This is a genomic window from Pseudoalteromonas sp. TAE56 (assembly GCF_000497955.1).
Classification (GTDB): Bacteria; Pseudomonadota; Gammaproteobacteria; order Enterobacterales; family Alteromonadaceae; genus Pseudoalteromonas.
The window spans coordinates 36,985-57,058 of record NZ_AUTN01000073.1 but is presented as its reverse complement, the minus strand read 5'-3'; the positions used below and the strand labels follow the sequence as shown (position 1 = coordinate 57,058).

Genomic DNA, 20,074 nt, shown 5'->3' with positions numbered 1-20,074 from the left:
TGCTTTATACAAGCAGCCAATATTAGTCGTAATAGTAAGGTTATAAAAGTACCAGCTCTGTGGTGTATAACACCTCGGTCGGTGATCCATTTGGCGAGCCACCAATAGGTTCTAAACTTACTGCTAGCAATGCAATATCACTTGCGTTGAAGCGGTTATCTTTTAATAATATTTTACTTCCTTGCTTGGGAAGTAAACCCAATGAAATAGGCGCATCTTGCCCTTTTAAAATCATCCAAAGTTCATAATCTTTATTTGTTTGAGCAACCAATTGGCTACTGGCTTTGATAGAAAGCCCTTTATCGTTAACATCAATAAACCATAATGATTGTTTGTCTTGATTTTGGACCAAGGCAATTTGTTGCGTTTGAACAACATTATTAGAAGGTTGAATAATCAAAAAGGCTAAAACAATACACGCGGCTGTTGCAACAAAAGACCATGTACGCCAAATAGAAGGCTTAGTATGTATAACCGTTTTACTTGTTTGTGGCCTGTTTTCAATGCGCTGTAGAATATTTATCCATACATCGTCATGTGGCGTTTGCGGTGTAATAGCACTCGCTAAGTTATTTAGGTTTTGCTCCCACATACTTGTTGCTTCACGTGCTTGATTCGAACTAAGCAAAAGACGCTGAAAGCGCTTACGGGCAAGTCCTCTAAGTGTGCCAAGAACATACTGCCCAGCAAGTGCGTCTAATAATTCGGGTTTATTATAATTCATAATGTTAAACACCTTTGTAGCTGCATGAGCCCACGCCTGATCCAGCTTTTAACTGTACCTAATGGCGTTTCGATATGATCCACTAACTCGCTATGGCTCAGCCCTTTGTAATAAGCTAAGTGAATAGCTTGTTTTTGTTGCGGCTCAAGTTGTTCGATACAATTAACCAGTTTTGTTTCTTCATCGTAATTAACGTCGATGCTTTCATTCTCATATTCGTCATCGCCTAACGACTGCTCTTTTCGTACTTTGTGATAGCGCAGCGAGTCGAGACTTCTGTACCTAACTATACTTATCATCCAGCTTATAACAGTGCCTTTTGAAGCATTATACTCAGATGCGTTATGCCAAATTTTTATAAAAGCATCTTGTAATGCTTCCTCGGCATGGGCTCTATTTGTGAGCATGTTTAAACTAATAGCAAAAAGTTTGCCGCTAGTTTGCTGGTACAAACTCGAGAAAGCATTTTTGTCACCTTGTGCTGTTGCGCACAAAAGAGGGAGTAAATTATCGTTATCCATAGGGGTCCTGTTTTTCTTATTATCATTGAGTAAACGGTTGAGGGCGTGATTTGGATGCAAAAAATTTTAATTGATTTTTAGATTAGCTGCTTTATACGTTAGTACAAGCAATAACCGATCAGTATTTGAAATTTAGACGTGTAAGTATAATTTATTCACATGATTGTAAAAAATGCACAAAGAGCAGATTGCACTTAAATTTATTTTATTATTAATATTATATATCAATAGCTTATGATTTTAATTTGAATTTAAAATGCCGTTTATATGGCGTGATATTTGCAAAAGGGTACATAAAGCCGTTTAAATTAAAATTAGAAAATCGGAATTATTTACACAAAGGAGAGACTATGTGGGCTGCAATTGGTTATTCACTTTTAGCATTACTACTTATTTTTATTGGTTGGGAAGTAAACTCTGTTTACTTTGCTATTGTTTTTTATTGGACTGCGCTGTCACTTTTATTAGTGAGTACCGCATATATTTTTAATACAGCAAAAATATTTAGAAAACGTGAAAATGGGGTGATCCCATTTTATATACGTTGGGCATTTGTACCGTTTTTATTTGGTGTGCAAATATATAATGCATGGTCACGTAAGCGCGATAAAGTGCCGCCCATTCAACAAATAAACGAAAATCTATTTTTAGCTTGCCGATTATTTCCCTCAGACATAGACACATTAAAAGATAACGGAATTACGGCGATTTTGGATGTAACGTGCGAGTTTGACGGTCTAGAGTGGAGTTCAACGCAAGAGAACTTTAATTACTTAAATATTCCGGTGCTTGATCATAGTGTCCCTTCACATTCGCAGCTGAATCAGGCTATTAATTGGATACATCACCATATTAAAGAAAATCGTCGCGTAGTTGTACATTGCGCCTTAGGCCGTGGGCGGTCTGTTTTTGTAATGGCGGCTTATTTATTGAGTCAAAATAAAAATGCAGATGTGCATGAAGTACTTGCGCAAATAAAAGAAACCCGCGAAACCGCAAACTTAAATAAGCATCAACTTCGTCATTTAGCTAAGCGTCATAAAAAAGGCGAGTTGCTGATTAAAAACAAAGCTGTTTTAATTGCAAACCCTGTTTCGGGTACGCGATTATGGCAAGAAAAAGAGCATTTAATTGTTGCGCGGTTATCCGCCTATTACGATTTAACAGTATTGACTACTTCACAATACGTTAACGGTATTGAGCTTGCTAAACAAGCAATAGCGCAAAAGCCAGACATTATAATTGCGTGTGGAGGCGATGGTACAGTGGCCGAAGTTGCAAGCGTACTTGTAAATACACAATGTAAGCTAGGAATCATCCCAATGGGGACTGCAAACGCACTTGCGCATGTATTAATGGGTATAAGCTCTAAGTTTATTCCAGTAGAACAAGCCTGTGACCTAATTATAGATGGTCAAACAAGCACAATAGATACGGCTTATTGTAATAATGAATTAGTACTTTTATTAGCGGGTATTGGTTTTGAGCAATCAATGATTGAAAAAGCAGATAGAGAGTCAAAAAATAAATCGGGACAACTTGCCTATTTAAATGGTTTTTTTGAAGCTTTTGGCGAGCAAAAATCACAGCTACTTAATGTAAAACTCGACGATAATGAGCCCAAAGAAATATGTACAAATAGCTTTATTGTGGCTAACGCTGCGCCTTTTACAACGTTATTGGCTCAAGGTGGTGGGCAGCCAGATCATAGTGACGGGCTTCTTGATGTAAATTGGCTAACACCAAATGACGAAAACTCAACCACAGTATTGAGTATTGCAGAGCTAATGTTTAGCAGCTTAACGCAAACACATTTAGCTATAAACTCACACCATACAAATGCTAAAAGAGTCGAGGTTACAGGCGAAGGTGAGCTTAAATACGTACTTGATGGTGAAATTAAAACTGCTCACAAACTCGTTATTACTATTGAGCCGGCCTCATTAAAAGTGATTTGCAAAGAGCAATAAATCGCGCTTGTTACAATCAAAAAAGGAGCTAAATTAGCTCCTTTTTTACATCATTTTTTAATTGATGGCCAAACAAACCCTGTTGTATCCGGCGCTTGAGAAGATGTTTCTCTCGGTGCACTTTTTGGTCTACGAATAGGTTTATTATTTATAGTGTGAATATAAAGTGCTTCCACTTTATCGCGAGCCCAAGGCGTTTTACGCAAAAACTTTAAACTCGATTTAATGCTGGGTTGATCAGTAAAACATTTAATTTTTACTTGTTCGCCAAGTGTTCTCCAGCCAAGTCGCTGTTCTAACTCAACAAGTATTTGTTCTAACGTGACCCCATGTAAAGGGTTTTTAGGTTGATTATTCATAGCCATACTACTTATTTAAACTGCGTGCATTGTAGCTCAAATCAGCTTTTAGCGCTAATTCACAGTGATTGTTTTAGGAGCTGTTGGGTAAATAGCATTACCTTGTTTATCTATTTTTAGCCAAATGAGTTGGCTGTTACTGTGCTGGGGTGTTTTAGCACCGCACAAAAGTGTAAATGAGTGAATTTGTATTAATGCGCCTTCGCTATAGCGTTTGTTGTCGTACCAACAGTTAGATTCTTCATTTACAAACTGGTTTTCATCAATAATTGAATGGGTTTTAAGAGTTGTTGCTTCACTGAGTATTGAATACGATAAGCTGCTAAAACAAAAGCATAGAATTAAAAAGTTACGCATTAGAGGCCTTTAAATAGGGTGGGTTAAAAATAATACATTAAGCTAAAAAACGTGCTAGTGTAAAGTACACAAAGTGATTTTAATTATAAACTTAGTTACACACAGAACAACTTAGATTCAAATAAAAAGGTGCACACAATGCAATTTAATCAAACAATGATCGAAGAATTCACACTATTAGCAAAATTTCCTCGAGACAGTAAAATGCAGGGTATTAAATTACACTCAGACGCAGAACCAAGCTTACTTAGTGCAGCGCAACGTTTATTTGAAAAAGGGATTATAGATAGCCCAGATGGCGGATATTTAACTGATCTGGGCTTAGATTTAATTGAGCATATTACGGTTATTCATAGTGCGCTACAAAGTTAGACTAAATTAGTTTAATTTGCATCGGGTTGATTTTGCGGTGCAGCATCATTAAATGCAGCTAATTTATTACAGTGTTCGTAAATAGCTGCAATTTTTGGATAAACGTTCATATTTACGTTAAAACGAAGTGCATTAAATACTTGCGGCACTAAACAAATGTCAGCAAGTGTTGGTTGGTTACCAAAACAGTAGTCATCATTTTTGTTTAGCATCAGTTCTATTTTTTCAAAACCAACTTCTATCCAATGTCGATACCACTTATTTTTAGCCTCGTCATTAACACCTAATTCGCTTGATAAATACTTCAGCACGCGTAAATTATTAACAGGATGAATATCGCAGGCAATGGCAAAGCTTAAATTTCTTATTTGTGCTTTTTGCCACGCAGTCCCTGTAAGTAATGGCGATTGCGGATAAGTTTCATCAAGCCATTCCAGTATTGCAAGCGATTGCGCTAAAACACCATCATCGGTTTCAAGTGCAGGTAGTAACCCTTGGGGATTAGTTGCTAAGTATTCCTCCCCAAGCTGCTCCGATTTTAAAAGGTTAACAATAGCAAGTTTATGATCGATTGCTTTTAAGTTAAGCGCTATACGCACTCTATAAGCCGCTGATGAGCGAAAGTAGCTGTATAATTTCATAACTAATCCTCTGCACCTGTAAATTGTTTTTTTATAGTACGCCAGCAATCGGTGTAATTTGGTTGGCGTTCTTTACCTTCTAGTGCATATTTTGTCGGTGAAATTATATAGCGCGACTCAAACATAAAGGCCAATGTGTTTTCGTATTTTTGTGGTGTAAGCTCAGCGTTTGAGGCTTTTTCAAATACGTCGGCTTCAGGTCCATGTGGCGACATACAATTGTGTAAACTTGCGCCACCAGGTACAAAACCATGCTCTTTTGCATCATATACACCCTCAATCAAGCCCATAAATTCGCTCATAATGTTGCGGTGGTAGTACGGCGGGCGGAATGTATTTTCGGCTACCATCCAACGCGGTGGAAATATCACAAAATCGACATTTGCCATACCCTCAGTAGCCGAAGGAGAGGTTAGCACAGTGAATATAGATGGGTCGGGGTGATCAAAGCTCACTGTATTCATTACATTAAAACGCGATAAGTCGTATTTATAGGGGGAGCTATTACCCGTCCATGCAACAACATCAAAAGGTGAGTGTTTTATTTCACAGCTGAATAAATTACCGTTAAATTTAGAAACAAGCTCAAAGTCGCCTTCTTTATCTTCAAAGGCAGCAACGGGATATTGAAAGTCTCTGTCGTTGGCATAACCATTGGCACCAACAGGTCCTCGCTCTGGAAGCTCTAACGCATGGCCGTAATTTTCACAAATATAACCACGGGCTGTATCGTCAATTAAATCAACAGCGAACTTAATTCCTCTGGGAATTACAGCAATTTCACCTGGTTTAATGCTTAACTTACCGCACTCGGTGTGAATTAATAACTCACCTTGCTGAGGGACGAACAATATTTCGCCATCGGCATTACAAAAGTAACGCCCTTGCATTGACTGATTAGCGACATATACATGAATGCCAATACCCGATTGCCCATTGGCACTGCCATTAGCTGCCATCGTTACCAAGCCATCAATAAAGTCAGTAGGCTGTGAAGGCATATCAATAGGGTTCCAACGTAGCATTGTTGGTGGTGTTATGGCTTCAGTAATTGGGGCTGTTCTTATTAAGCCGTTATCAATTTCTTGGTAATCACCTTGCACTACCGATGGACGAAGGCGGTAAAACCAAGTACGACGATTTGAAGCACGCGGAGCCGTAAATGCAGTCGAACTAAATTGTTCGGTGTATAAATCGTATTTAACCTTTTGTGGGCTAAATTGTCCTATTGGTAATGCACCAGGTAGCGCTTGTGTTTCAAATTCATTCCCAAAACCTGTCATATAACTTAATTGTGTCGCCATTACTGACTCCTGTGAGAGGGGGTTGGTTTAATATTATTATTATTTCAGTTAAGGTACTCTCAAGTGAGACTAATATCAAATGTGCAACTACGCATCTGTGTAAATATTAATGAACACCAAAGTAAACCTTACAAAGCTGGGATAACCAAAAATGAAAATTGATTTAGCAACGTTTTTACCTTATCAATTAACGAATATAGCAACACATGTAAGTAACGATTTTGCCAAGGTTTATCAAACTAAGTACGGTTTAAATATTCCCCAGTGGCGAATACTTGCTAATTTAGCGCAGTATGGGCAAAGCAACGCAAAGGATTTATGCACACAAGCAAATATGGATAAATCGACAGTGTCGCGCGCGGTAAAAGTACTAATAGACAAAGGCTTAGTGAGAAGTGAATTAAATAAGCAAGACAAACGCGCGGCCTTACTTGTACTGAGTAAAGAAGGCCAAAGCTTATATGAGCAAATAACACCCGATGCACTAAATTGGGAAAAACAATTACTGAGCACTTTAACCAACGAAGAATACGAGGTGCTAGTGAGTATACTTGAAAAGTTAAATAACAAATTAAAGGCATAAAAAAGCCCACCAAAGTGGGCTTTTAAAAGATGTTTTAGGTTACAGTTCTAAATTAGAAAGTGTAACGAAGACCTACACGCATTTGCCATACAGATGCATCTGATTGTACAGATGTATTTGCATTATTCGCATTAAAGTCAGAGTAAACGTAACGACCCTGATCATCAAGTGATGTTGAAATCATGCTAGCACCAACGAAAGGACCTTTCTTAAGTACGCCCCAATCATCGTTTAACAGATTTGTAAGGTTATCAATTACGAAGAATGCTTCACCTTTGTGACCTTCCATAAAACCAGGAAGCTCTTGAGTTAACTTAAAGTTAAACTTAACAAACCAATCAGAGTTTTCTGCGTTACGGCTAGTCGTTTGACCACGTTCTAAACCATTTGATGCAATAAATTCATTGAATTCATTGATATCAGCAGCACTCATGTTGTAAACAACGTTTGGATCGTTTTCAAGTGGAACGTAAAGTAGTTGGCGGTTACCATTCCAGTTTGCATCGCCCCATACATTTTCGTCACTGCCATCAAATGTGTAGCTGTATGGTAAGCCTTTATATGCTTCACCGAATAGATTAAAGCGAGTAGCAAAACCATCAACAAACTCATGAGTATAACCAAGAGTCATAGTGAAACGATGTGGAATTTCGTAATCAGATGAAGCAACACCTGGGTTACCTGGATCTGTTAGGGCAATGTTACCGTAGTTTGAACCAGCTACAGAGCTTGTCATTGGGTTAACATCGTCTGAGTCTGTATATGCATAACCAAAGTTTACGCTTACGCCATTATCAAACATTTTGCTAACAGCTAATGAGATAACAGATGAATCACCGCTATCACCGCTCACATTTGTTAGTAAGTATTCGTTTTCACGACCTTCAATTGATTCGTAAATAGGGCGACCATCAAATGTAGTTTCGCCAGAATCTTGAAGTGCGATGTCACGCATTAACGCAGCGTCTTTCTTCTTCGAATATAAGTAATCAAGAGAGATTACGTACTCGTTTTCAGTTGTGTATGTTGCACCAAGTGAGTATTTCCACTCTGATGGGATTTCAAAGTCAGGGTCAACAGCGTTTGCAGTTGAATCGCCTGAGCCGATTACTGTGTCAGCTACTGCATCAAATTGAGACTGAGGTACTTCAAATCCTGGAGTACCATTATTTACATTAGGTGTTGCGAACAAGTCGATAGAACCAAACTGGTTTGCGCTAATGTTTGTAATGCCGTCGTTTGAGTAAGAGTTAGATAACCAAACGTTAGGGTTACCGCCTGAGAACAAGCCAACACCTGCACGGACTTCAAGTGCATCTGTAGCGTACCATTGGAAGCCTACACGTGGTTGAATTAAATCGATACCATCAAATGTACTTTGGTTACTGTAGCCATAGCGGTCAGTAAAGTTTTGATTTAAGTTAGGTACATCATCACTTGTATATTTGTCATAACGTAGACCAAACGTGATGTTTGCATCTAAATCAGTGAATGAATACTCGTCTTGCACGTAAAATGTATGCTGAGCGTACGAAAAGCTTGCAGCTGCATCGTTAGGATCATTTGTACCAGCAGCATTGTTGTAGTAAATAGCACTTGCAATACCATTTTCAAAATCATCAACATTGTTGAAACGGTACTCACCTTCAGTATGCTGAACGAATAAGTTAAATACATCTAACTCTTCAAACTCGTAACCAGCAGTAATTGTATGTTGATCTAGGTAATAAGTACCTGCAACTTTAAATGTAGTTGTATCGTAATCTAAATCGTTTGATTGGCGTGAGTCATCTGGACCAATATAAACTGTACCACCATCTTCGGTACGAATTTGCATTTCACCAAAACTGCTTGCTGCATCTAGTGATTGTACTGTTGCATCAAGCTCAGACTTACCAATACGAACTTCAGTAGAGAAGTCATCTGACCAATCAGAGTAAACAGATGCAATGATTGAAGTGAATTCTGCACTTTGGTCATAAAAGTGGTTAGATAGTGATACACGGCTAGAGCCAGTATCAGACTGTGAAACAGTATTACCATCGTTGTAGTTATAGATTAAGTTTGCACGGTGATCTTCGTTGATGTTCCAATCTAATTTAACTAAGATTTTTTCATCTTCAACAGGCATACTTGAAGGCATTCCGCCTACATCGTAACCATATACAGTTTGAGCAACGCTTGTGATACGCGAGATATCATCAGCAGTTACACTGCCGCTGCTTAAACCATCGTAGTTAAACTGTTGAACACCTTCAAGTTTTTCATATGAAGTGAATAAAAATAGTTTATCTTCAATTAGTGGAAGACCTACGTTGAAGCCGTAACGTTTTTCAGTATAGTTACCGTTATCAACGTCATCACCTTCAATTTTATCACCCTTGAAAGAGTCGCTAGTGTAATCGTAGAAAACAGCGCCATGAACATCGTTGCCACCAGATTTGGTTACAGCGTTAATGTTACATGATGTAAAACCACCGTATTGAACGTCAAACGGTGCAAGTTCAGCTGAAACTTGTTCAATTGAATCAAAAGAGAAAGGGGCGCGAATAGTAGGGTAACCATTTGAGCTTAAGCCGAAGTTATCGTTCATACGAACGCCGTCTAGCGTTAAGCTGTTGTAACGAGGGTTACCACCACCACAATTAATTGAACCACGGCTGTCATCAATTGTGATACGCGGGTCGATACGAATAATATCTTTTAAATCACGGTTAATAGCTGGAGTATTTTCAAGATCTGTTAGCGTGAATGTAGACGCCGGACCAGTTCCGCCAGACATAGAGCTAATTGGTGCCCCAGTAACCACAATTTGTTCCATGCTTGATTGTGACTCAAGAGAAACATTTACAGGGTAGTCGTTACCAATGTTTAATATAATGTTATTAAATTCTTGGTCTGCGTATACATCTGAATCAACAACTACTTTATAAGGACCGCCAACACGCAGGCCTTTAGCTGTAAAGTAACCAGCGTCATTTACTTCAGTTGTTTTTACTGATCCAGAAGGCACGTGTAAAATTGTTACTTTAGTGCCGGCTGCTGGGTTACCGTTAGGCCCCATTACTTGACCTTTAATTGCAGAGGTCGTTTCGTTAGCCATTGCAGCGCCACTTACACCAACACATGCTGCAATAGCAAGTGAAAGAGCTGTTTTGCGTAATTGAGTTTTCATTTAATTTTCCCGTGTAGTTATTAATTAAATTTTTATATTTTTATTTTAAAATTTTGTAAAATAAACAGTTGAAGTTCATTTATTCAAAATCCGTTACTAGTGTACCTTATTTATTCGTTACAAATAAAATACAACTGCAATATATTTTTAATAAATAGTAATATATTTGTCTATTTGAGTGTTTTTTTGAGCAATAACTCTATATCGGGGTATATATTACGTGGGCTTTATGACAAACATGTGAAATTGTAGGGGTAAAATAAAAAAACCCATTACAAATTTGCAATGGGTCTATTGTAACTTACAAATAACTTAACAAGTTATTGATGCAGTTTTAAGAACTAAAACTTGTAGCTAATACCAACTTTAGCCTGCCAAGCTGATGACGATGAACTGATTTGCGAGTAATTACGCACATCTGCACCGCCAAAACTGTTGTCTATTTTATATCTGCCTTGATCATCAAGACCACCAAAGTCATAAATAGTTTGGTTAGAGTAACCTAGGCGTTTTTCTACACCCCAATCGCTGTTTAGAAGGTTTGCGAAATTATCAATCATTAGATAAACCTCACCAGTGTGACCTTCAGCAAAGCCAGGTACTTCTTGCTTAATGCTAACGTCCATTGTAGTAACCCAAGGTTGCGTTGCTGTATTTTTACCTAAAATACCACCACGTTGAGATATACCAGCACGCTCTAATAACGGTTCTAACTCAGCCCAAGTCATATCTGATTCAGCCCAATTTACATTCGGATCATCAGCACCTGTAGGGATATAAGGTAAGTAAGCACCATTAGTGAATAAAGAACTAGTATCACCTAAGTCTTCATCTTTATACATATTCATTGTGTAACTAAACGGGCGACCTGAACGACGTTCAAAATAAACATTGAACTTGGTTGCGTATCCTTCAAAAAATTCAGTGTTATATGCTAAGTTAATTTTAAAGCTGTGCTCAACTTCGTAAAATCCACGTGCTGCAATATCTTCATTACGATTTACTGTAATATTGTGCTTATAGTTACCTTCTGCCTGAGAAGCTGAACCTGCTGATGATTCTGTAACATCTTGGTGAGCATAGCTTGCCGATACAAACAGGCCATTGTCCCATTGTTTAGCAATACCCGTTGAAATAATAATTGAACGACCATCATCCGATGAATTAGTCATTTCTATGTCAACATTATCGCCACTGTAAATACTCTGATTGATAACACGTTCGCCGTCAGCAGCTAAGCCGACTGGGTTAATAGACGAATTATGCCATACCGCTTCATTCTCTTTTTTATGGTAAGCAATTTCTGCTTGCCATTTAAAGCCATCACCCAATAGTTCAGAGTCAAACTCATATTCAAAACCTATTTGAGTACGAATGCTTGAAGGCAATTTAAAGTCAGGGTCGATATACGCAACACTTCCTGCACCTTGCTCTAATGTATTTTTTATTTCATCAGGAACCTGAGTAATATCAGCTGTGTTATTTGCATAGTAATCATTAATTACATCGTTTTGTGCTGTTACTAAAGTAATGCCATCACTTTGGAATGAATTATTATACCAAACATTTGGAATACCACCTTGGAAACGACCAATACCACCATTAATAGTAAGCGCTTCTGTAACGTAGTACTTAAAGCCAACACGAGGAAGTATAATGTCTAGACCATCAAGATTTTCTTGGTTAGTAAAGCCATACGTATTAGCAAAATTTTCATTTAGAGTTGGTTTATCATCAGATGATAAGCGCTCATAACGAACACCTGCAGTGACTTCTAAATCATCACCTACATAAAAAGTATCTTCTATGTAAAGCGCTAGCTGGTTACGCCTTACATCATATGCTGTATCAGCTGAATCATTAGTGTAAGCATTTTGATAAGAGAAATCATAAGAACCAATCTCACGGTTTTCAAAATTTTCTAAGCTATCAAATTTCCACGTTCCAAGAGAGTTTTGAGCAAACAAGTTATATAAACGAAGTGACTCGTACTGAGCTCCAAAGTTTATTTCATGCTCATCCATTAAATACGTAGCGTCTAACGTAAAAGTTAGGTTTTGTGTTTCTGAACGGTTTGCATGGCGGTATTGATCTGTACCAAAGTTGTAAGAAGGACCATTTCGACCGTCTTCCTCAACAGTAATGCTTCCTAAGTTAGAGCGAGTTGCGCTATCAGAAGTAACATCTTTATACGACACACCAATTTCTGTTGAAAAGTTTTCGCTCCAATCAGAGTAAAGTTTAGATGAAAAGTTATTAAACTTAGTTACGTAGGCATAAGTGCTTGAAACTAAAGCTATGTTGTCTCCGCCCGTACTAGAGTTACGCTCATCTTGATCGTCTTGCCATTGATAAGTGAAATCTAAACGGTGGTCATCACTTGCGTTCCAGCTTAATTTAACAAGCAAGTTTTTGTTTGTATCTTCTGGCGCACCGGCCAATGAATCAGTTAAGCCGTATTCATTATTTAAGATAGAGATGAAACGATTATAGTTAGCTTCAGAAGTATTAAATTCATTTGAAGCACCAGAGCCATCAAAGCCGTAATCTAGATCTAATTCACTTGACCATTCTGCATAGTTAACAAAATAAAACAGCTCATCTTCAATAATCGCTCCACCGACATTAAAACCAAATCTTTCTTCAGTTTTAATTGGCTCTACTTTATTTGTAGAGTAAGTTTTATGACCTAGCTCATCAAGATCGTCTTCTTGTACAATATTATCAACATCACCAGCTATCTCAGGAGTAGATATTTCATAAAAGCCAGAGAACTTAAACTCATTTGTACCAGATTTTGTTACGGCATTAATAGTACCGCCACCAAAGTTACCTTTAGAAGCCGAAAATGGAGATACATCAACAGAAACTTGCTCAATAGCATCAAGTGCAACAGGAGGCTGAGAAGTAGGGTAACCACCAAAGTTCAAGCCAAAGTCGTCATTTTGACCAATACCGTCAACAGTTAAACCGTTTGTACGTGGGTTACTACCTGCAAACGTTAGCTCGCCATTGCCATTAATACTAGCAAGTGGATTTAAGCGCGCAATATCTTTAATGTCGCGATTAAAGCTTGGCATATTTTCTATAGTATCAGAGCCAAATGTACTGCTAGAGCCACCTGATTGTTGAACAATCTTATAACCAGACACTTCAATCTTTTCGATGTTTAGCGGAGCAAGCTGCGAGCTTAAGCGGTAAGTTTCACCAAGGTTCAAGTAGATATTTTCAACAGTCGTATCGTTAAACGTATCAGAGTCGATGATAACCATGTAAGGACCACCTACACGTAAACCATTAGCGATAAACGTACCACTTTCGTTTGTAGTTAGTTCGCTAATAGTTCCCGTTGGTTGGTGAACTACTTTGATTTTAACGTTTGCAGCATTGCCACCTGATGGCGTTGTAATTTTACCACGCATTGCAGATGAAGTATCAGCAGCCATTGCGCTTGTAGAAACACCTAGAGCTAAAATTACCGCTCCAGTTAATTTCGAAAGGCGAAGCTTAGTCATAATGTTGATTTCCCGTGTGTAGGTTATATAAATTTAATACTGTTTATTTGTCAGTCGTCATTTTTAATGCCGTTTCTAACTCTTTTGCAGAAGGGTCAAATAAGGCGTTTAATAGTCCAGCTAATCGGATACCCGCTTGCTGTAAGCGTGTTTTTACAATTGGAGTGTTGTTATAAATGTAGCTGTACCCAACTTCGTCGTTGGTATATTTATAAATTTTTGTAGCTAAATTATGAGATTCTTCAACCCATGTCATAGGTGAGCTTTGTAAATACTCAGCAATTAACTCGCTGTTATTTGTATCAATAAATTGTGCGTACTCAGTAAACGACAAATTCTCGTTCTCAACTAACTTTGTATCCCAAAGGCTGTGAAGATTTGTTTCTTCGTTAAAAAATGAAACCTTAATACGGTTACCACCTCTGTCTTCACCTCTACCAGCATGAAATGGTTGGTGACTGTCGCCCACCAAATGTACTAAAAAACGTAAACTGAACTGTTTAGCATCTAACGTGCTGTTGGTATCAGTAAGTGTTTGCATTGAATAGTGAATGCCTTCTAGGATATTACTTACAGATTCTTTGTTTTTAGTGTGATCGTGATTGAAGCTGAAAGATTTTCCTGGTGCTGCATTAATATAATGCCAACGAGATGATTGCTTTTGCCAAAACTCGCCAGGAGCTGAGCGCATTTCATCAGGCCAGGTTGATATTTGTGCTAGTGATTCACCATCAAGGTAGGGTTGTATTGCTGCTTTAGTTGTTTCGCTTATATGAGATTGTGCAATCTGCCCTACAATACGGTGGCCATTTTGACCCCAAGCATGTGAGTCAGTGCTTGTAAATATTGCACTAATTAAAAGCGCAGAAGATATCGAGTACTTTATATTGCTATGCATTAGAACTTCCTTAATGAATATTTCATGGCGTTGCTATGGGCTAATGCGGTCAATTGTCCTTACTTTTGGTGTTGATAGGAAGGACTCATTAAAATTCATAATTTCTTATTAACATTACTTTTAAATCAATGGTTTATATTTAACAGGTAAAATTACTTATTGTAATAAGTAAGCGAAATTGTTCAAATACACTATATCGTCTATTTTTGAGTGGCATTGCTTTGAATTTTAAAAATATTGTGTTGCACAAAATGTTAATTGTTACATTTTTGTTTCTGTTGTTGGTCGTTACGTGGGTTTGCGGTCAAGTTAGTGTATACAATGATGAATTACACTTTCCAGTTATGATAGAAACCTCAACTGAGTGTCAAACAACTGCAACAAGTAATAAAGGCCAATTAATTGTTTTTACACAATCAAAAAAAATAGCTAAGTTACTAACACAAAAGTTATGCTCTGATAACGTAGTGGCTAAGCAATATGGCTCTGTAAAAGGGTATTGGGGATATAGAACGGCAGACAGCTTTGAGTTCGTGGGTAAAGGAATTGCTGACTTAATTTTGGCTAAAAACAATATTATGGCAGCCTTTAAAGCGGAGTCGACCTATAACTACCAGCCCGTTGTTGGTTTTTCTGACTACACGGCTTTTTTTATATCTTCTAAAGAAAAGCCTCGACTCACCAAACAATACTTTTTAGATAAGCGCATAGGTTTACTTGATTATCCGACCAGCCGATCAGGGCATATTTTACCAAAGCAAACGTTTAAAGAGTTGGATATTAATATAGCCAATTTGAAAATCACTTATGCGAGTTCTCATAACGAATTACGTGATTTACTCGCTAATGGAAAAGTAGATATTATTGCTTCGTTTTGGAAAGAGAGCGACGAAAAGCGTTTTTCAAAAAACTATATTACGCCTTTGAGTAATAATATTTCTGGAACAAGGTGGTATTTAAAAATGCAGCAAAACAACACTGATTTATTATGCGCAGTGCAGGAGAACTTGCTTGATATGTCTAAAGATCAAAGTTTGCATTACTATCAAAACGTACAGCCATTTTGGCGTTGCGGTGCCAACTTAGTAAGCTTAAAAGAGGGGGATGGTGATGAGTAAGTATAAGCAACTAATTGTTATTATAAGCTTATTTTTTATTTTATCGTCAGTCTTTTATATTTCTGTAACTCAGAAAGGCCAGCAAGTAGTTAAACAAAAAATAACGCAGATAGAAAGGCAAATAGCACTCGACTTACCATTACTCGATTTATCAAATGAGCTGCTAAAGCATTCAGGTAATAAAGATGCTGTTAACAGCTACATTAAAACTTTAAATAGCTACATTAATTCGAACGAGCTTAAAGTTGTTGCTATTGCACCAAAAAGTGAAGTGGTAACGCCTGTAAACTCAGACCAAATAATACGTAGTTTGAGCACTAATAACGGACTCGTATTAGTTGTATTTAACGTACAACAAACGCACTTTACATTAAGCCATTTTATTTACTATTTTATATTTTTAGTATTAAGTGTGCTGATTAGTTTTTGGGTAAAGTTTGCGTTTATTAAACAAAGCAATAAGCAGTTTAATAATGCACAGCATCAACTAATTACTGAGCCTACGCCGCTTGTACTTATAGTTGATCTTAACGATAAGACATTCTCAAGTAGTTGTAATACAGAACAAAAAATGTGTTTAGCCAATAAGCCATTGTGCTTTTATTTAGCACTTGTAGAGTATTGTACAAATAACGATGACGTCGCGCTTAGCCATAATAAAGATGTACCAGAGGAGCTGCTAGAGCTTGCTAACAAGTATTTTTATAGGTTGGTCGAACTCGGCCATACGGTTAGAAAAAGGCCTAACTTTAATAATAGCCTAGAAAAAACCCTAAGCGAAATACGTGCGGCATTAGATGAAGTACTCAGCGAGTATCCTGAAGAAAAAGAGTTATATTATCCACCTAAAGCATACGGGGAGGGGTCTCGCTCTCGTCTGCATAGTTATGGGCTGGTCAATATTAGAAAGGGCAATATTGAAATAATAGGAAAGTAACAAGGTTACTTTCCTATTATTAGAGGCTATTTAGGAGTAAATTCAGCCGTTTTAAGAGGGCTGTTTTTTGAGATGAAATCTTGAAGTGCTTGGGCATCTGTTTCGTCTGTACTAACAAAGCCTTTTTTATTTGTAAGCGCAGGATAGCCATCACCGCCTGACGCGTTATAGCTATTTAAGCTCATTCTATACGTTTTATTTTTGTTCAAAGGTTGGCCGTTAATAACAACATTAACTAACTGATTATTTTTACGCTCAAACGATAGTTTATGGTATTGCAAATAAGCGCCAGCATCTGGTGGGAAGCTCGTTACTGTATTTAAATAATCCCATAAATCGCTGCCTTGCCAATCCATATAAGTAATACGGTTTTTAAAAGGATGTACTTTTAAAATATCTTTATAGCTTACTTCACCAGCTTCTATTGAGCTGCGAATACCACCACCACTTATTAGTCCAAAGTCTGCACCCACTACATCCATTTGAGCTTGAATAATTACGCGTGCAAGATTTGTTTGTTGGTAACGAACTTTGTTTCTGTCACCTTCTAAGCGAGCATCTACTTCACCAATGGTACCTTCAATTTGTTTAGCGCCTTTTGCTTGGTATACCGCTAAATAAGATTCAAGTTTTGAGTCTGGTTTAATGTACTCGTTTGCTAATACTTCTTTAGTTGAGCCATCAGCTTGTACTTTATCTACATACAAATTAACTGGCATCAGTTTGTAGTCTAGTAACGTTAATTTTCCGTTTTCAAGCTTAAACTCAGCTTTACCAACATACTTACCCCATTCATGGGCTTGCATAATGTAAGTACCGTTTTGTTGGTCCGGTTTACAGGCAAGACCTGGTTTAAAACTATTGTCATTTACATTTTTATCGCTCATACAAACAGGTTCTTGAGAGTGGCCACCAATGATCATATCAAGCGTGTTCGCAGGAAGTGAGCGAGCAAGTGTTACATCGCCGGGTGCGTTAATACCAAAGCTAGCATCAACATAATGACCCATATGAGTCAGGGCGATTGTAATGTCTGGGTTGTACTTAGCTTTTATTTCTTTAGCTAGTTTTGCTGTAACATCAACAGGGTCTTTAAACTCCAAGTGCCCAATATATTGAGGATTACCAATTTTAGCTGTGTCGGTTGTTGTTAAACCAATAACAGCAATAGTTAAGCCATTCTTTTTGAATATTTTGTAGCTATCAAACGCGTGTTCGCCTGATTCTTTTTCAAATATATTAGCTGATAGAAAAGGGAAATTTACCCATTCTTGTTGTTGATTCAGTACATCAATAGGATTGTCGAATTCATGATTACCCAATGCCATCGCATCGTAACCAATCAGCGACATACCTTTAAAGTCAGGTTCTGCTTTTTGTAAATCTGACTCAGGAATACCTGTATTTATATCGCCACCAGAGAGAAGTAATACTGCATGACCTTGCTTTTGAGCTTCATTGCGTAATGAGTCAATTAACGTTTTGCGAGCTGCCATACCGTATTCGCCTTTTTCGTTTTGCCAAAAGCGCCCATGGTTATCATTCGTATGAAGTACAGTTAGATATTGAGTTGCAGGAGAGTTGCTTGCACTTGGGTCGGAAGTTGCCGATGTGCACCCAAGTACGCTTAAAAAAACTGAAAATAAAATAATTATTCGCATAAAATACCTGTCTATTAAGGCCCACTTAATTTATTGAGCGGCTAGTTTAAACTAGTTTTATGCGAAAAAAACGTACTTATTTACATTTTACCTTAATTACGGCTTGTTGCAGCTGTTTCTCTGCGCTTTAACTCTTCACTCGCATATTTAGATTTTTCATGGTTTGTTGCAATCATCCACGTTAAAAAGCTAGCGGGTAGTTTTGTGTAAGCTTCGCCTCGGTGTAAACCAAAGTCGCAAATTGTGTGTTCAGTATGTTGCATTGTCAGTTCCTATTGTTTTGTGTTTTTTAAAGGTAACAAAAAGTAGGTATGCTTTTAAGATGATTTAATTTTAAATGATTAGATTTATATAGCTAAAAAGAATATAAGTAATACTATATGTAATTAATTTGTTATCAACGCGGTCTAATTTGTATCAACTCACACTTTATAATCGATTTTAGTCGCCTATGGTATTAATGTGTTAACACATTAATAATTAACTAAAAAATATAACAACGGGAATATAACATGAAAAAACTTTTACTTGGCTCAGTACTCGCTGCAGCAAGCTTTACAAGTGCTGCCACTATTGTCGAAATGAACACGAGCCAAGGTGTCATAGAAATTAACTTGTTTGATCAACAAACACCTAAAACAGTCGCCAATTTTTTAAGTTACGTTCAAGACGATTCATATAACGAAACAGTAATTCATCGCTCTGTTAGTAACTTTGTTATTCAAGGTGGTGGATTTACATACTCTGATTCATTAGATGCGATTACTACAAAGCCAGCTGTAGAAAATGAGCCTGTTTTTTCAAACGTTAAAGGCACCATTGCAATGGCTAAATTATCAGGCAATGAAAATAGCGCTACAAGTCAGTGGTTTTTTAATATGGCTAATAATAGCGCAGGAAGTGCAGCGCTAGATACGCAAAATGGCGGNCCGCGAGCCAATCAACCTTAGATAAAATTGCTGCTTTAGTGCATTGTGGTGATACACCGGTGGTTGGTATTACCACTGAGCAATGCTCAAGCAGTGATGTAGCCATTAGTAGTGCTAATTTGGTAACTATTCAAAGTGTAACTGTTATGGATGATGATCCTAATTCAGCCGTAGGCCTTACTGTAACTGAAAACACGTTAATTGATTCAGGTGCACCAATAGGTTCAGATAGTAGTTCTGGCGGTGGGCTAGGGTGGCTTTTAGGCGCTTTTTTACTTGTGTTTCCTCGTTTAAAACGTGCTAAATAATTAAATCTTATGCAATAGTAATGTGGTAGGCGTAAATTGCCTTTCACATTACTATTATTAAACTTTGCTATTTAAAGTAATACTCGCCAAACCATAGCAAGCCAAATTGAAAATACACAAATACAACCTAGTAAAAACACTTTAAAACGTGCGCGTACGTTATTTTCACCTAAATGAATAACACTATGCACAATGCGTGTTGCTACAAATAAACAGGCCAGTATAGCCACAAGTGTACTGGCGCTATTTAGTTGTAGTGCAAGTAAACATCCCGCGTAAAAAAGTACAGGTATTTCAAACTGATTTGAAAAGTTTCTATCTGCAACCCTAATAGTGTCGCCAGCCTTATCTAACTGCATTGTTTTAAAATCGCTTAAATCTAGCTGTTTGTTTTTAGCTGCTGCAAAGCGCCTTTTACCCATAATGAGCATTACAACCAGTGAAAGCGTAACTTGTGAAAACATGGCAAGTATGATGATTTTTTCCATTGTTTTTCCTTATTATTATTTAGAGTTTGTGTATCTTTTTATATTGAATGATTTTTAATCTCGAAGATTGGCATACTCGCAACTAATATTCGATTATGAAGGCATTTTTCACAATGTGTTACACAAAATAGCTTTATTTTGTAGAAAGTTATTAATTGAAAATGTTAGTTTAGCTTAACTATATTGCTTTGAATTGGCGCACGCTATTTTGCGC

Annotated in this window: 17 protein-coding genes and 1 pseudogene; 6 read left to right on the top strand and 12 right to left on the bottom strand. The window is 37.4% G+C overall.

Going from position 1 to position 20,074, the window contains the following annotated elements; all coding sequences use genetic code 11:
- Positions 1 to 40 precede the first annotated feature (40 nt).
- Together L656_RS0106610 and L656_RS0106605 are read right to left on the bottom strand one after the other, a co-directional pair.
- Positions 41 to 724 (bottom strand): anti-sigma factor, encoded by a 684-nt coding sequence (locus L656_RS0106610; RefSeq protein WP_024598588.1) that lies wholly within the window; start codon positions 722 to 724, stop codon positions 41 to 43.
- Entirely contained in the window at positions 721 to 1,245 is a 525-nt protein-coding gene (locus L656_RS0106605; protein WP_024598587.1) for a sigma-70 family RNA polymerase sigma factor, read from the bottom strand. Before L656_RS0106605 ends, L656_RS0106610 begins: the two co-directional genes overlap by 4 nt.
- Before the next feature lie 350 nt (positions 1,246 to 1,595).
- Here L656_RS0106605 and L656_RS0106600 point away from each other — a divergent pair, with 350 nt between their 5' ends.
- The gene (locus tag L656_RS0106600) at positions 1,596 to 3,215 is read left to right on the top strand and encodes a diacylglycerol kinase family protein (RefSeq protein ID WP_024598586.1); all 1,620 of its coding nucleotides are present in this window, start codon (positions 1,596 to 1,598) and stop codon (positions 3,213 to 3,215) included.
- Positions 3,216 to 3,265: 50 nt separating this feature from the next.
- Here the strand turns inward: L656_RS0106600 and L656_RS0106595 are convergent, their stop codons facing one another.
- Complete coding sequence (locus L656_RS0106595) at positions 3,266 to 3,574, bottom strand: VF530 family protein (RefSeq protein ID WP_024591820.1); 309 nt, start codon at positions 3,572 to 3,574, stop codon at positions 3,266 to 3,268.
- Positions 3,575 to 3,628: 54 nt separating this feature from the next.
- Positions 3,629 to 3,931 (bottom strand): DUF1496 domain-containing protein, encoded by a 303-nt coding sequence (locus L656_RS0106590; RefSeq protein WP_024598585.1) that lies wholly within the window; start codon positions 3,929 to 3,931, stop codon positions 3,629 to 3,631.
- A 138-nt stretch (positions 3,932 to 4,069) separates the two neighbouring features.
- Here L656_RS0106590 and L656_RS0106585 point away from each other — a divergent pair, with 138 nt between their 5' ends.
- Positions 4,070 to 4,303 (top strand): TIGR02647 family protein, encoded by a 234-nt coding sequence (locus tag L656_RS0106585; RefSeq protein WP_007582405.1) that lies wholly within the window; start codon positions 4,070 to 4,072, stop codon positions 4,301 to 4,303.
- Between the two features lie 11 nt (positions 4,304 to 4,314).
- On the opposite strand, the gene maiA is transcribed toward L656_RS0106585, so the two are convergent.
- Positions 4,315 to 4,944, bottom strand: coding sequence for a maleylacetoacetate isomerase (gene maiA, locus L656_RS0106580; RefSeq protein WP_024598584.1), 630 nt, complete (start codon positions 4,942 to 4,944; stop codon positions 4,315 to 4,317).
- Positions 4,945 to 4,946: 2 nt separating this feature from the next.
- Positions 4,947 to 6,248: a homogentisate 1,2-dioxygenase gene (hmgA, locus tag L656_RS0106575; protein ID WP_024598583.1), complete on the bottom strand. Its 1,302-nt coding sequence runs from the start codon at positions 6,246 to 6,248 to the stop codon at positions 4,947 to 4,949.
- A 151-nt stretch (positions 6,249 to 6,399) separates the two neighbouring features.
- On the opposite strand from hmgA, the gene L656_RS0106570 reads away from it, so the two are divergent.
- The gene (locus tag L656_RS0106570) at positions 6,400 to 6,831 is read left to right on the top strand and encodes a MarR family winged helix-turn-helix transcriptional regulator (RefSeq protein ID WP_024598582.1); all 432 of its coding nucleotides are present in this window, start codon (positions 6,400 to 6,402) and stop codon (positions 6,829 to 6,831) included.
- A gap of 52 nt (positions 6,832 to 6,883) precedes the next feature.
- Here L656_RS0106570 and L656_RS0106565 read toward each other — a convergent pair whose 3' ends face one another.
- The 3 genes from L656_RS0106565 to L656_RS0106555 all read right to left on the bottom strand — a co-directional run bounded on the left by L656_RS0106565 (position 6,884) and on the right by L656_RS0106555 (position 14,419).
- A complete protein-coding gene (locus L656_RS0106565) occupies positions 6,884 to 10,006 on the bottom strand; it encodes a TonB-dependent receptor (RefSeq protein WP_024598581.1) in 3,123 nt (1,040 codons plus the stop codon).
- A 341-nt stretch (positions 10,007 to 10,347) separates the two neighbouring features.
- The gene (locus L656_RS0106560) at positions 10,348 to 13,521 is read right to left on the bottom strand and encodes a TonB-dependent receptor (protein WP_024598580.1); all 3,174 of its coding nucleotides are present in this window, start codon (positions 13,519 to 13,521) and stop codon (positions 10,348 to 10,350) included.
- Positions 13,522 to 13,564: 43 nt separating this feature from the next.
- Positions 13,565 to 14,419 carry a S1/P1 nuclease gene (locus tag L656_RS0106555; protein WP_024598579.1) on the bottom strand — a complete coding sequence of 285 codons (855 nt, stop codon included), beginning with the start codon at positions 14,417 to 14,419 and terminating at the stop codon, positions 13,565 to 13,567.
- A gap of 251 nt (positions 14,420 to 14,670) precedes the next feature.
- On the opposite strand from L656_RS0106555, the gene L656_RS0106550 reads away from it, so the two are divergent.
- Positions 14,671 to 15,537 (top strand): hypothetical protein, encoded by an 867-nt coding sequence (locus tag L656_RS0106550; RefSeq protein WP_080668957.1) that lies wholly within the window; start codon positions 14,671 to 14,673, stop codon positions 15,535 to 15,537.
- A complete protein-coding gene (locus L656_RS0106545) occupies positions 15,530 to 16,474 on the top strand; it encodes a hypothetical protein (RefSeq protein WP_024598577.1) in 945 nt (314 codons plus the stop codon). The genes L656_RS0106550 and L656_RS0106545 overlap by 8 nt, the downstream gene beginning before the upstream one ends.
- Before the next feature lie 26 nt (positions 16,475 to 16,500).
- Here L656_RS0106545 and ushA read toward each other — a convergent pair whose 3' ends face one another.
- Both ushA and L656_RS1000000123250 read right to left on the bottom strand, forming a co-directional pair.
- Positions 16,501 to 18,135 carry a bifunctional UDP-sugar hydrolase/5'-nucleotidase UshA gene (ushA, locus tag L656_RS0106540; RefSeq protein WP_024598576.1) on the bottom strand — a complete coding sequence of 545 codons (1,635 nt, stop codon included), beginning with the start codon at positions 18,133 to 18,135 and terminating at the stop codon, positions 16,501 to 16,503.
- A gap of 92 nt (positions 18,136 to 18,227) precedes the next feature.
- On the bottom strand, positions 18,228 to 18,398 hold the full coding sequence (locus L656_RS1000000123250) for a hypothetical protein (RefSeq protein WP_182720648.1): 171 nt from the start codon (positions 18,396 to 18,398) through the stop codon (positions 18,228 to 18,230).
- Positions 18,399 to 18,647: 249 nt separating this feature from the next.
- Between L656_RS1000000123250 and L656_RS01000000121995 the strand changes: the two are divergent.
- Positions 18,648 to 19,372: pseudogene (locus tag L656_RS01000000121995) on the top strand (peptidylprolyl isomerase).
- A gap of 71 nt (positions 19,373 to 19,443) precedes the next feature.
- Here the strand turns inward: L656_RS01000000121995 and L656_RS0106525 are convergent.
- On the bottom strand, positions 19,444 to 19,860 hold the full coding sequence (locus L656_RS0106525; protein ID WP_024598575.1) for an MAPEG family protein: 417 nt from the start codon (positions 19,858 to 19,860) through the stop codon (positions 19,444 to 19,446).
- Positions 19,861 to 20,074: the final 214 nt, after the last annotated feature.

What these genes read in the sequence shown, in the direction of transcription:
- L656_RS0106550 (WP_080668957.1), top strand. Translation starts at nt 14,671, where the DNA reads ATGTTAATTGTTACATTTTTGTTTCTGTTGTTGGTCGTTACGTGGGTT.
- L656_RS0106585 (WP_007582405.1), top strand. Translation starts at nt 4,070, where the DNA reads ATGCAATTTAATCAAACAATGATCGAAGAATTCACACTATTAGCAAAA.
- hmgA (WP_024598583.1), bottom strand. Translation starts at nt 6,248, where the DNA reads ATGGCGACACAATTAAGTTATATGACAGGTTTTGGGAATGAATTTGAA.
- L656_RS0106565 (WP_024598581.1), bottom strand. Translation starts at nt 10,006, where the DNA reads ATGAAAACTCAATTACGCAAAACAGCTCTTTCACTTGCTATTGCAGCA.
- L656_RS0106600 (WP_024598586.1), top strand. Translation starts at nt 1,596, where the DNA reads ATGTGGGCTGCAATTGGTTATTCACTTTTAGCATTACTACTTATTTTT.
- L656_RS0106570 (WP_024598582.1), top strand. Translation starts at nt 6,400, where the DNA reads ATGAAAATTGATTTAGCAACGTTTTTACCTTATCAATTAACGAATATA.
- ushA (WP_024598576.1), bottom strand. Translation starts at nt 18,135, where the DNA reads ATGCGAATAATTATTTTATTTTCAGTTTTTTTAAGCGTACTTGGGTGC.
- L656_RS0106595 (WP_024591820.1), bottom strand. Translation starts at nt 3,574, where the DNA reads ATGAATAATCAACCTAAAAACCCTTTACATGGGGTCACGTTAGAACAA.
- L656_RS0106590 (WP_024598585.1), bottom strand. Translation starts at nt 3,931, where the DNA reads ATGCGTAACTTTTTAATTCTATGCTTTTGTTTTAGCAGCTTATCGTAT.
- L656_RS0106545 (WP_024598577.1), top strand. Translation starts at nt 15,530, where the DNA reads ATGAGTAAGTATAAGCAACTAATTGTTATTATAAGCTTATTTTTTATT.
- L656_RS0106605 (WP_024598587.1), bottom strand. Translation starts at nt 1,245, where the DNA reads ATGGATAACGATAATTTACTCCCTCTTTTGTGCGCAACAGCACAAGGT.
- L656_RS0106610 (WP_024598588.1), bottom strand. Translation starts at nt 724, where the DNA reads ATGAATTATAATAAACCCGAATTATTAGACGCACTTGCTGGGCAGTAT.
- maiA (WP_024598584.1), bottom strand. Translation starts at nt 4,944, where the DNA reads ATGAAATTATACAGCTACTTTCGCTCATCAGCGGCTTATAGAGTGCGT.
- L656_RS0106560 (WP_024598580.1), bottom strand. Translation starts at nt 13,521, where the DNA reads ATGACTAAGCTTCGCCTTTCGAAATTAACTGGAGCGGTAATTTTAGCT.
- L656_RS0106525 (WP_024598575.1), bottom strand. Translation starts at nt 19,860, where the DNA reads ATGGAAAAAATCATCATACTTGCCATGTTTTCACAAGTTACGCTTTCA.
- L656_RS0106555 (WP_024598579.1), bottom strand. Translation starts at nt 14,419, where the DNA reads ATGCATAGCAATATAAAGTACTCGATATCTTCTGCGCTTTTAATTAGT.
- L656_RS1000000123250 (WP_182720648.1), bottom strand. Translation starts at nt 18,398, where the DNA reads ATGCAACATACTGAACACACAATTTGCGACTTTGGTTTACACCGAGGC.